The 12,390-nt window shown below is 51.6% G+C and carries 9 protein-coding genes; 5 read left to right on the top strand and 4 right to left on the bottom strand.

The window, feature by feature from the left end; all coding sequences use genetic code 11:
- Positions 1 to 28 precede the first annotated feature (28 nt).
- Together DESAC_RS07065 and DESAC_RS07060 are read left to right on the top strand one after the other, a co-directional pair.
- Entirely contained in the window at positions 29 to 778 is a 750-nt protein-coding gene (locus DESAC_RS07065) for a TVP38/TMEM64 family protein (protein ID WP_169311513.1), read from the top strand.
- A 203-nt stretch (positions 779 to 981) separates the two neighbouring features.
- Positions 982 to 2,001: a methyltransferase gene (locus DESAC_RS07060; RefSeq protein WP_013706385.1), complete on the top strand. Its 1,020-nt coding sequence runs from the start codon at positions 982 to 984 to the stop codon at positions 1,999 to 2,001.
- A 41-nt stretch (positions 2,002 to 2,042) separates the two neighbouring features.
- Here the strand turns inward: DESAC_RS07060 and folE2 are convergent, their stop codons facing one another.
- The 4 genes from folE2 to DESAC_RS16980 all read right to left on the bottom strand — a co-directional run bounded on the left by folE2 (position 2,043) and on the right by DESAC_RS16980 (position 8,483).
- Positions 2,043 to 2,894 (bottom strand): GTP cyclohydrolase FolE2, encoded by an 852-nt coding sequence (gene folE2 / locus DESAC_RS07055; protein WP_013706384.1) that lies wholly within the window; start codon positions 2,892 to 2,894, stop codon positions 2,043 to 2,045.
- Positions 2,895 to 3,295: 401 nt separating this feature from the next.
- On the bottom strand, positions 3,296 to 4,597 hold the full coding sequence (hisD, locus tag DESAC_RS07050) for a histidinol dehydrogenase (RefSeq protein WP_013706383.1): 1,302 nt from the start codon (positions 4,595 to 4,597) through the stop codon (positions 3,296 to 3,298).
- 376 nt (positions 4,598 to 4,973) lie between these two features.
- Entirely contained in the window at positions 4,974 to 7,634 is a 2,661-nt protein-coding gene (locus DESAC_RS07045) for a valine--tRNA ligase (RefSeq protein ID WP_013706382.1), read from the bottom strand.
- 363 nt (positions 7,635 to 7,997) lie between these two features.
- A complete protein-coding gene (locus DESAC_RS16980) occupies positions 7,998 to 8,483 on the bottom strand; it encodes a DUF4276 family protein (protein WP_013706381.1) in 486 nt (161 codons plus the stop codon).
- A gap of 329 nt (positions 8,484 to 8,812) precedes the next feature.
- Between DESAC_RS16980 and DESAC_RS07035 the strand changes: the two genes are divergently transcribed.
- From DESAC_RS07035 to mqnE, 3 genes are all read left to right on the top strand, one after another.
- Positions 8,813 to 10,114 carry an IS701 family transposase gene (locus DESAC_RS07035; protein WP_013706145.1) on the top strand — a complete coding sequence of 434 codons (1,302 nt, stop codon included), beginning with the start codon at positions 8,813 to 8,815 and terminating at the stop codon, positions 10,112 to 10,114.
- 426 nt (positions 10,115 to 10,540) lie between these two features.
- Positions 10,541 to 11,206 carry a TetR/AcrR family transcriptional regulator gene (locus tag DESAC_RS07030; RefSeq protein WP_013706380.1) on the top strand — a complete coding sequence of 222 codons (666 nt, stop codon included), beginning with the start codon at positions 10,541 to 10,543 and terminating at the stop codon, positions 11,204 to 11,206.
- 83 nt (positions 11,207 to 11,289) lie between these two features.
- Positions 11,290 to 12,387 (top strand): aminofutalosine synthase MqnE, encoded by a 1,098-nt coding sequence (gene mqnE, locus DESAC_RS07025; protein WP_013706379.1) that lies wholly within the window; start codon positions 11,290 to 11,292, stop codon positions 12,385 to 12,387.
- Positions 12,388 to 12,390: the final 3 nt, after the last annotated feature.

Genomic DNA, 12,390 nt, shown 5'->3' with positions numbered 1-12,390 from the left:
AACCGATTCCAATAAAGAGAGATTTATCTTGTCGCCTCAGTCTGAATTTCCACCCCCCAAAAACGGCCTCTGGCTGACGTGGTCCTTATCTGCCCTGGTTCTTATTTCACTTGCAGCCCTGTCCCTCTACCTATTTTGGCTCCCCCTCAGCAACTGGGCGACTAACTGCTACAATTTCCTGTCCTGTAAAGAAAATATCCGCAACTGGCTGCTCTCCTTCGGCCCCGCCGCCCCCGTAGTCTTTATCGTAATCCAATCGTTGCAGGTTATATTTGCCCCCATCCCCGGAGAGGCTACGGGTTTTTTAGGCGGCTTCCTTTTCGGCGGTCCGATGGGATTTGTCTACTCTACCTTAGGCCTCACCCTCGGCTCTATTTTGGCCTTTTTATTAGGCCGGTGGTTGGAAATACACCTGATCGAAAAATTGGTCAGTAAACCGACCTTGGATAAATTTGACTTTATCATCGAAAGACAGGGCACTCTCATTGCCTTTCTGCTCTTTCTGTTACCCGGCTTTCCGAAGGATTACCTCTGCTTCATTCTGGGCCTGAGCAAAATGCCCCTCCGGGTCTTTCTTCTTATCGTCACCATCGGCCGCATGCCGGGCACTCTGATGCTTTCCCTGCAAGGGGCTCAAGTCTATCGTGGCGACTATATCACTTTCTTGGCCCTCCTGGGATTATTCCTGTTGGCAGCCTTACTAATGCTGCTATACAAGGAAAGTCTTTATCAGTTTCTGCGGCGGTGGAGCCACCGCAACGCCACCTATGATAACTGATAAGGCCTTCCGGCGCCTAACGTTGGAAAGTCAAGAGGTTGGACATCCATGCAAATACTTGCCTTTCTCGTAGTTTTTCTGGCCATCTGGGTAGTTTTAAACGCCTGGATACTGCCCAAGTTTGGGATCAAAACCTGACTGAACCGTTCTTCCTGCGCCGTGCCGCGTCAGGAACAATCAGATCAAAATGGAAAGGAGACGCCATGAAGCCCAGCGGTGACCTATCCGGCTTCGCCCAATTGATGGAGCTGTCTCGGGGTTTTCAGGCTGCCAAGGTTTTCTTGGTGGCCTGCGATTTAGACGTCTTTAGCCATCTCTCTATCCCAACCACTGTCGAGGATTTAGCCAGTCGCCTCCAGGTGAATGCCAGGGCCCTGGAGATGTTGCTCAACGGCCTGACTGCATTGCGGTTGTTAAGCAAAAAGGACAACTCCTACCACAACACCCCCGTGGCTCAGGAATTTTTGGTAGCAGCGGGAGAAAATTACCGGGGAGCAATTTTTAAACACCTGCATCATACCTGGGAAGGCTGGTCAGACCTGGGGGCGGTCGTGGCCACCGGCAATCATCCGAAGATCGATCCGGCCCGTTGGGTGGAGGCCCACGCAGAGGCCCATGAACAAGAAGTCAAAGACTTTATTTGGGGCATGCACGCCGTCGCTCGGGATACCATCCCCCTGGTCCTGGAGCAGCTCAATCTAAAAGACATCAAACACCTGCTGGATTTGGGGGGCGGGCCAGCTTCCTATGCCATCGCTTTCGCCCAACAATACCCGCAACTCAAGGCTACGGTTTTTGATCTGCCACTCCCGATCAGCATCGCCCGGGAAAACCTGGTCCGGCATGGCTTAACCAGCCGGGTGCAAACAATTGCCGGCAACTTCCTGGAAGATGACATCGGTTCAGGCTATGACTTCATTTGGATTTCACAGATTCTGCACAGCCACACAGAGACCCAATCACAGACCATCCTCAGAAAAGCCTGCTCCGCTTTGGTGCCCGGCGGACGGCTGGCAGTGCATGACTTCTTTCTTGACGACGACGGTTATACCCCACCCAGCGCGGCGTTTTTCGGCCTCCATATGTTGGCGGTCACTCAAGGCGGCCGCGCCTACAAACACCACGAAGTGGCGACCTGGGTGGAATCTTTGGGATGCAGCCGCCCCGAACTCAGGCGGGTGGGAGAACATTCCAGCTTTGTAATAGCAGTAAAAAACGGGTGAAAATGAGGAGAAAACCCTAAAAAAACAAAAGCCGATGAGCATCAGCTCGCCGGCTTTGAGCGTCTATTTTCCTGGCGCTTGTCGGTCTCAATGTAGGCATAGGCCGAGTGATTGTGAATAGACTCATAGTTCTCGGAATCTATCGAGTACCAGGTAAAATTATCATCTTTATCCAATTTTAAGGCTATTTCACGGACTACGTCTTCCACAAACATGGGATTGGAATAGGCCCGTTCCGTGACAAATTTTTCATCCTGGCGCTTGAGCAGAGAATAGACCTCGCATGATGCCGAGGCCTCTACCAGTCTGATCAAATCTTCAATCCAGAAAAACTTTTTAAAACGCACCTGTACCCGCACTTCCCCGCGCTGATTGTGGGCCCCTACCGAACTTATCTCTTTAGAACAGGGACAGAGGGTAGTAATGGGTACTTTAACGCAAACCACCAGATCAATCAAACCTTCTCCGTTCAATGACCCTTTGATGGTGCAGATGTACTCCATCAGGGCGCGGGCCCTCGAGACCGGGGCTTGTTTCTGAATAAAATAGGGGAAGATCATCTCTATATGGGCTGATTGCGCATGCAGTCGATGCCGCGTCTCTTCAAGAATCTGGGGAATGTTCTTGATACTGATATTACGCCGGAATTCGCTCAAGATTTCGATAAACCGGCTCATATGAGTGCCCTTGTGGCGGTAGGGCAAGTTAACATAAATATTAATGCGAGCCACGGTATTTTGGGTACCGTTAAATTTATCCAGGACAATAATAGGATAAGAAATGTTTTTAACCCCAACTTTATCAATATCTATATTGCGATGATCAGGCCGACTCTGGACATCGGCAATCTCAGCTAGGGGCGTGATAGCGGCAGCGACCTTCCCTTTATGCACCTTATCTTTTCCTCCGCAGGCTTTATTCTGCTTTTCCCTCAGGGCGTGGGGCGCATCAGTTCGGAAGCGGAATCAAATAGGGAAAATCAGTTTCTAATGAGCAACAATTTGACAATACCATTTCCGGTCTCTCCGACAACCATTTAAAACCATAAGAATTAAATTCTCCTATATTATTTACCGGAAGCCGGAAACCCAAAACCGGAAACCGGAAGAAAAATAAGCTTTCTATCTTGATAGTACCAATCTATGCTATTTTTAATAATTTCACAAGACTAATTGTCACTGTCTATCGGCCATTCACGAACCATAAAAATCATCTGCCGGTAGCACAGGCTTCCAAGCCTGTACAAAACTTATTTTTTGACCGACAACCGGAAACCAGAAACTTTATTTGCTGACTAAACATAACGGAATCTCTCGGCTACCGCCCGGGCATGTATAGGAAGGCCTTCGGCCTCGGCCAACCGCACGACCGCATCTTTGAGCGATTTCAAGCCTTCCTTGGTTAAATGCTGGAAGGTTGGCTTCTTTATAAAATCATCTACTGACAATCCGGAAAACATCCTGGCCGTCCGCCCCGTCGGCAAGACATGATTAGTTCCGGAGGCATAATCACCCACCGGAACCGGGGCATACATCCCGAGAAAGATGGAACCGGCATGGCGTATGCGCGGCAGGACGGCAAAAGGCTCCCGGGTGATAATCTGCAGGTGCTCCGGGGCGTAATGGTTCACAAAATCAATCGCCTCATCCAAATCATGAGCCAACAGCACCGCGGAATGATGGTTGATGGCAGATTTAAGGATTTCCTGCCGGGGCAGATTATGGAATTCCTCTTTGATGAGGTCAATGACCCGATGTGCCAGGGGCTCCCATGTGGTTACCAACACTGCGGCGGCATCCGGATCATGCTCCGCTTGGGAAAGGAAATCAATCGCCACCAATCTGGCTTCTGCGGATTCATCAGCCAAAATGAGGGCTTCACTCGGACCGGCAGGAGAGTCGATGCCTACCTCTCCGAAGACCAACAGTTTGGCCGCAGTAACATATTTATTTCCCGGCCCGACGATCTTATCCACCTGCGGCACGGTCTCGGTGCCATACGCCATAGAGGCTACCGCCCAAGGACCACCTATCTTGTAAATGTTTGTGGCGCCGGCCAGATGAGCCGCCGCCAAAGTAGTAGGGTTGGCCGTCATGCCCTGGTCCGGCGGGGTACAGGCAATGATCTCCGACACCCCGGCCACCCGCGCCGGGATGATAGTCATGAGCACCGTAGAGGGATATTTGGCCAGGCCACCGGGAATATAACAGCCGACCCGATCCAACGGGCGCTGCAACCGCCCAGCCAGGATGCCCGGCTGCACCTCGATGGCCCACATCCCCCGATCTAATTGGGCCCGATGAAATTTTTCGATATTCGCCGCTGCCAGCTTCAGGGCATCAAGCAACTTTGGATCGATTGATTCGTATGCTGCACGAATCTCCGCTTCGCTGGCTACTAAATCTGCCGAACTGATGTCGTCTTTATACTGCCGATGAAAATCGAGCGCGATGCGGTCGCCATGCTGCCGCACCTCTTGGACAATCTTTTTGATGTCATCCAAAACCGCAGTTACATCCAGGCTGGAACGTTTCATGATAGCCTGGCGCCGCTCCGGGGAAAGGTTGCGGATGCTTTCAAGGGCAAGTGTAATCATGTCGGATTTCCTAAATCACATGGGTTGAATACCAAAATATTTTTAGGTTATCATCCTTTTTAAAAAAAAGCTATAGGGTGCAACTACCCCCTACCCTTCAATGTTCTGTTTTCCCTATAACCCTAAGTCCAGGTATATTACTAACTTCGACCTGTCCTACAACCATCTGTGACCATAACGACTTAATTCTGTCATAGTTAATAAGAAAACAAGTCCCGAGTTCCGGATTATTAATAGAATAACTTCTGTACCGGATGACCGGCCTATGCCACCGGCAGGTGATTATCACGGCTTGCCGGTACCCTCTCAAAGAATGACAATTTTCCGGAAACCGGAAACTAAATAAGACCCGCTCCCCACCTGCTTTCGTAAAATATTATCCAGTAGTCAGAGCCTTGATCTTTTCTTTGTGACTCTTAAGCTTGGCCAACTTCTGGGTAAGGGTCTGAACCTTCTCTTTCTCCTTCTCCACAACCTCAGCGGGGGCCTTGGCCACGAAGTCCTCGTTGGCCAGTTTGCGTTGGCTTGTAGTCAGGTCTTTGCTGATTTTGTCGATCTCTCGAGCCAAACGCCGGTCTTCTTCGGCAAAGTCAATGAGACCGACCAGGGGCAGATAGATCTCTATGTCCTGGACCACGGCCTTGGCTGCAGCCTGCGGCCGATCACCGTCCGGGTTAAAGCTCAGCCCGTCAATCTTGCCCATGATTACCAGTGATTTAGTGTGCCGTCTCAGGGCAGCCAAGGCGGTCTCATTGCCGCTATAGAGATTGACCGGCGCCTTCGCCCCGGGTGGAACGTTCATTTCTCCCCGTAGGTTTCTGATCGCCGTTATGACAGCCATCAGCAGATTCATCTCCTCTTCTGCCATGGAATCTATGAGTTCCTGCCTGACCGCAGGATACGGCGCCACCATGATGCTGCCAACCGTCCCTGGCAGTTTGTGCCAGATCTCCTCGGTAACAAAAGGCATAAAGGGATGCAACAGGCGCAGCAGGGCGCTGAGGATCTCCTGCAAGACTCTCTGGGTGTGACGCCTCCTGACCGGATCGGTGTTGTCATAGAGGGCCGGCTTGATAAGTTCCAGGTACCAATCGCAGAACTCGTGCCAGGCAAACTGGTAGAGCTGGTTCGCCGCCTGATCAAAATTATAGGAATCCAGGGCCTCTGTCACCGCCTGACAGACCTGCTGCAGACGGCTGACGATCCAGCGTTCCTCTAAACTAAGAGCGACTGTATCATGGGCTGCAGCAGCGTAATCATAATCGGCCAGATTCATTAGCGTAAAGCGGCTGGCATTCCAGATCTTGTTGACAAAATTACGATACCCGGCGATTCGCTCCTCCGATAGGCGAACGTCCCGACCCATAGCGGCAAAGGCGGCCAGAGAGAATCGGAAGGCATCAGTGCCGTATTCCTCCATAACCTCTAATGGATCCACCACGTTGCCCTTCGATTTGCTCATCTTCTGACCCTCGGCGTCCCGGACCAGGGCGTGGATATAGACCTCCCGAAAAGGTACCTCCTTCATGAAATAGAGACCCATCATCATCATCCGGGCCACCCAGAAGAAGAGAATGTCAAAAGCGGTGACCAGCACCGAGGTGGGATAGAAAAGTGTGAGTTCCCTGGTCTGCTCCGGCCAGCCCAAGGTAGAAAAGGGCCATAACGCCGAGGAAAACCAGGTATCCAGGACGTCTTCCTCCTGAACCAGCTCTGTCCCGCCGCACTTCGGACAATGCGTCGGAGTTTCCCGCACCACGATAATCTCACCACAGGCTGGGCAATTCCAGGCCGGGATACGGTGGCCCCACCAGATCTGCCGGGAAATACACCAATCCCGGATATTGTCCATCCACTCAAAGAAGGTCTTCTCCCACATCGGCGGAATGATGCGGATGCTGCCTTCAGTGACGGCCGCAACCGCGGCCTCGGCCAACGGTTTCACTGCTACGAACCATTGTTTCGAGAGCATCGGCTCCACTACGGCCCGACAGCGATAACAGTGACCAACGCCATGCACATATTTTTCCACCTTTTCCAATAAACCGTCGGCCTTCAGGTCCTTGACGATTTTATCCCGGCAGGTGAACCGGTCCATGCCCTGATATCTGCCGGCCTCCTCAGTCATCCGGCCTTTCCCGTCAATAACCCGCACCGCCGGCAACTGATGCCGGATACCAAGCTGGAAATCATTGAGATCATGCGCCGGTGTGACTTTAAGAGCGCCGGCGCCGAACTCCATATCCACGTAGTCATCCGTAATCACCGGTATCTTGCGGCCCAATACCGGCAACAGGAGCGTGGCACCATGGAATTTCGTAAACCGCACATCGTTGGGGTTGACCGCTACCGCCGTATCTCCCAACAGGGTCTCCGGCCGAGTAGTGGCGACGGTGAGATGACCGCCGTTTCCGGCCAACGGATACTTGATGTAATAGAGATAACCCTCCTTGGTTTCGTGCTCAACTTCCAAATCGGCCAGGGCGGTCTGACAACGCGGGCACCAATTAATGATATAATCCCCTTTATAAATCAAACCGTCCTCATACAGGCGGACAAAGACCTCCCGCACTGCCGCTGACAGACCGGCATCCATGGTGAAGCGCTCGCGGCTCCAATCGCAGGAACAACCCAAGCGCTTAAGTTGATTGATAATGTGCCCCCCCGACTCCTTCTTCCACTGCCAGACCCGCTCTATAAAGGCCTCCCGGCCTACCGTGTGCCGGTCTTTACCTTCAGCGGCCAGCATCCGTTCCACCACGTTCTGGGTAGCAATGCCAGCGTGGTCAGTACCGGGCATCCAGAGGGTGTTATACCCCTGCATGCGTTTGCAGCGACAGAGGATATCCTGAAGGGTATTGTTAAGGGCGTGTCCCATATGCAGCGAACCGGTGATATTGGGCGGCGGAATGACAATACTGTAGGGATGACGGTCGCTGTTGGCGTCGGCTTGAAAAAGGAAATTCGCCTCCCAGTATTCATACCATTTTTTCTCAATTTCACCCGGACTGTAGACCTTGGCCAACGACTCCGACATGGATACTCTCCTGAATGCACCTCGACTACAACTGTTGCCATTGAAGTAAGATAGGTTTGCAATACCACGCAACCATGAAGAAAATGACAATAGGCAAAGAATGCCGAGATGAGCCGCCATCTCCCACATCATTGCCTATCTGATAATTTTCACTTTTCCTTGAGAAATATTCCGATCAGTTGATTAACTATCCGCTAATACTATCTATTTAAATCACAGAGAACAGTCTCACTTCCACCAAAGTTACCATGTGAAGTACCATAAGGCGGCGCCGGTGTCAAGGGATTTTAACGAGGTCCAGCATAAGTGATCAATAATCCACTCTATGATTTGCCAACTTAGAAATTGTCAGGCAGATATTTTTTAGGGGCTTATGAGCGGTGTACCTGATTTGATGCTGCATATGAGTTGTTCTAACGCATGCTCTAGGCGTCGGAATGATCGAGCTCTTTGGCAAACAAGATCAATATCAATTGCTTTGCTTAGAGGCGCTTGGTCAAAGGTTTCTTTGTATGCTTTCCCTTTCTCCATATGATCTGTGAGCCATCTTTTGGGATCGGGAACGGATTCTGGATCGCTAATTATCTCCAAAGAGTCTTTTAGACCGCTCTTCCCCGCAAGTGTCTCGGTACTCCCCAGTAGCCAATTCTCATAGTGGCATTTGGCTGCAACAACAGCGATGGGCAGATGAGGACTATGATTCCTTGCCCTTGTCGCCAGTCGTCCAGCCACCTCTCTGGCACAACTGCCTTCAGCATCGAGTAGTATGAGAACAGCATGACACGCATCACGCTTTTCCGCAACTTTAAGAAATCTTTCTAGCCCATTTAATTTTACAATATTGCCCATCCCATGTGCGTTAATCGGCCTCTGAATTCTAACCCGCTTTATTCATGATATTTTGAAAAAGATAGCTAACTCATTTTAATGCCATAGATTAACAGGCTTACCTGAAATACAGACTGTTTTTTTTGCACAGGCTGGAAAGCCTGTGCCACCGGGTATATGGGATTTTGATGAATTATCCGGGTTAACAAGCTTATACTAGAGTTTAGAATCTACGATTGATTAAAAAAATGTATCAGCCACGAAAAAAAGCTTGACAGACCCGCGCAAACGCGTGGTCGCCTTTGGCGACCAATCGAGAAAAGAAAATTCTTTTCTCGGGAGGTTGTTCAATGGCTACAAAACTTCTTATCCCCTATCAAGTTCTTGCTCAGTGGCTCACTATCCTATGGCAGGCGGTGCCTATCAAGCTCCGTCCCACGTTACTCGAACTGCTCTTTGGCAACATCTTATCAGGATCTGGTCATATCACCGATGCTATCCTCACTGTGTGCGCCAAAACGAGTTGGAGCAATTACTTCAAGGCCCTACAGAGCAATGGTTTTTCTTGGTTAAGCCTTTGCCGCCAATGGCTTGTCCTCGTGTTGCGTTACTTTCCTCGTCTCACCATTACCCTGGTCATAGACGATATGTTGACGCCCAGAACCTCGAAAAAAGCTCCTTCGGCAGCGATATATCACGATCATGCCCACAGACCCAACCGGCCGCCGTTCATCTTCGGGCAATTACGGGTGGCTTTAGCCATAGTGTTAACATATGCCGGCAGAACCGCAGCCTTCCCATGGTTATGGCGGCTCATACGAACTACGGGAAACACATCAAAGCTGAAAGCCGCCCAAGTTTTGATGGCTTTAGCTCGTCAATGGGTGCCAAGAGCCATCGCCATACGACTTCTACTCGACGCCTGGTATATGAAAAAAACTCTGGTGCTCCGTCTGATCCATCAGGCAGTGACGGTCATTGGTCAGGTTCGCCGAGACACCGTATGTTATCTCTTGCCCACCCAGCCATCCTCCCCTCGACGGGGAGCACCTCGCAAGTATGGAGAGAAATTGACCTTCGCCAAGGCCAAAACCTTGCTGCCCTTACAACACGCGTCTATCAAGGCGTATGGCAAAACCCGACGCTTCGAATTCTATACTGCCCAGGCCAAAGTCCGATTCTTAAAAGGACATATTTGCCGAGTAGTCTGGTGCCGCTTTCTGCAGGATTCCGGAAAATGGACCAATTGGGCCCTGTTGCTGGCTACCGATCCCACCTTGACGGCAGCGAATGTGATCAAATTGTACAGCCGTCGTTGGTGGATAGAACCGATGTTCAACGAGATCAAGCACAGCTTTGGTCTGATCAATGCCTGGCAGCAGTCTCGCCAGACATTGGCCCGTTGGACAACGCTCATTTCCCTGAGTTACAGCTTGCCAAGGTTACTGGCTCTCTGGCTTGGCGACCAGAAAGGAGCGCAACTTTTCCCTATCCCTTGGCGTCGGCAGCAAGCCGTAACCGCAGGCTGGATCGTCAAAGCAGTCCAACAATATTTTCGACTTGTCAACATCAGGGCCTGCTGGGATCGAAAATCGCAAAAATTCGTGCTGCCCAACGAGGATTTTATGGCTACCTGCAAAAAAGCAGCATAAAGTTCGCATTTCTTAATGACATTTCGTCTGGTTGATACCGTTACCACATACGGTGACGCTGAAGTACGTTGAAAATTTGGCAACAAGAAAATGCGCAGATTCTAAACTCTAGAAGCTTATATTTTACTACAGAATATAAGTGCAAAATAGCACAGTTTTACCTGCCAAGTCAATTTTTCCATAAGTGCACATGCTCTGCCGAACACAACGAAGCATAAAAACAGAATCGTGGCGGCTGCTCACAATAATGTTTTTGCTGCTCACGGCTCACGGCTCACGGCTCACGGCTCACGGCTCACTGTTTTTATACAAGCAGTATGGCAATACGAGATACCAAATATCCCCCCAACCCATTCTCTAATTTCTCTTGACAGATGTTGCCTATAATTGATATGACCAACTGGTCATATGGAGGAACCGAAGACTATGCCAGAGATCGTCCGCCCGACTTTTCTCAATCTGCCCGAGGCCAAACAGGCCCGCATCATCGATGCCGCCCTGGAGGAATTCGCCAGCAAGGGCTACCCTCAGGCCAGCCTCAATGTCATCGTGGCCCGCTCCGGCATCGCCAAGGGTTCCCTCTACCAGTATTTTACCGACAAGAGCGGAGTTTTTCTCTATATTTTTGACTTTGCGATCTCCTTTGTCCGGCGGATTTTAGTTCAGGTGAAGGAGAGCACCCTCGGGGAAGATTTTTTCACCCGTCTGGAGAAATCCCTCCTGGCAGGGGTCGCTTTCATCAAAGAACATCCGAGAATTTACGGCATTTATCTGAAGATTCTGTTCGATCAGCAGGTGCCGCAGCGGCAGGAACTGCTCCGGGCGGTCCGTCAATTTTCCGCTGATTATCTGCAGTCTCTACTGCGTCAGGGAATGGCCCGGGGGGAACTGCGGCCGGGGTTGCCTCAGCAGACCACCACTTTCCTCCTGGACGCCCTGCTGGACCGCTTTCTCCAAGCAGTCAGCGTCCCGGCCTTTGACGTTGCCCTCGGGTTGGACCAGGCCACCGAAGAGGAGTTGGGCCAGCGGGTTCGGGAGCTGGTGAGCGTCCTGCGGCATGGTTTAGCTGACGGCGACAAGCCTTACGAATGAACCTGATCTTGCTTACTTCAGCAGCATTAAACCTTTGACCTGTTGACATAAACCATCAACTTAAATTGAAATGAGGATTTACTATGGGCGGCAACGGTTTTTTTAAGGATCCCAATCTGATCCCCATCCATGAAAAAGTGTTGGCCCAGAAACGCCTGACCTTCGAGGACGGTCTGGACCTTTACCGCTCTACTGATCTGCTGGGGGTGGGCTACCTGGCCAACATCGCGCGGGAGCGGCAGCACGGCAATAAGGCCTACTATATTATTAATCAGCACATCAATTATTCCAACGTCTGTATCAACGGCTGCAAGTTCTGTGCTTTCGGCAAACGGGCCGGAGACCCCCTGGCTTACGAAATGAGCCTGGATGATATTATGGCCAAGGTGGATGAACGCCTCTCGGAGCCGGTTACCGAAATTCACATTGTCGGAGGGCTGCATCCCAATCTGCCTTTCTCCTATTACCTCGACATGCTCCGAAATATCAAGACCAGGCGCCCGAGCGTCCACCTGCAGGCCTTTACCGCCGTAGAAATCGCCCACCTGGCCAGTATTGCCGATCTGAGCGTGGCCGATACCCTGGCCGCCCTGCAGGAAGTCGGCCTGGGCTCTCTGCCGGGGGGCGGCGCCGAGGTCTTCAGTCCCCGCATCCGACAGAGCTTATGCGCCAAGAAGCTCCCCCCCGAGGGCTGGCTGCAGGTCTGCCAGACCGCCCATCGTCAGGGCCTGCGGACCAACGCCACCATGCTCTACGGCCACCACGAGACCCTGGAAGAACGGGTAGACCATCTGGTCAAACTGCGCGCCGCCCAGGATGAGACCGGGGGCTTTCTGACTTTTATCCCCCTGGCCTTTCATTCCGCCAACACCGAATTGGCCGGTCTGCCGGAGACCACCGGCTTCGATGACCTCAAAAACCTGGCAGTAGCCCGCCTGATACTAGACAACTTTCCCCATATCAAGGCCTTCTGGATCATGATCGGCCCCAAGATCGCCCAGCTCTCCCTGGCTTTCGGGGCAGACGACATCGACGGCACTGTCATAGAAGAACGCATCACCCACATGGCCGGAGCCCGCACCGCCCAGGGACTCACTCGTCAGGAACTGCACCACCTCATCCAGGAGGCGGGACGCGAGCCGGTGGAGCGGGATACGCTGTATAACGTCATCAGTCATTAAACC

The organism is Desulfobacca acetoxidans DSM 11109 (assembly GCF_000195295.1).
Classification (GTDB): domain Bacteria; phylum Desulfobacterota; class Desulfobaccia; order Desulfobaccales; family Desulfobaccaceae; genus Desulfobacca; species Desulfobacca acetoxidans.
The sequence above is the reverse complement of the archived record's forward strand: the minus strand, read 5'-3'. Positions and strand labels throughout refer to the sequence as shown.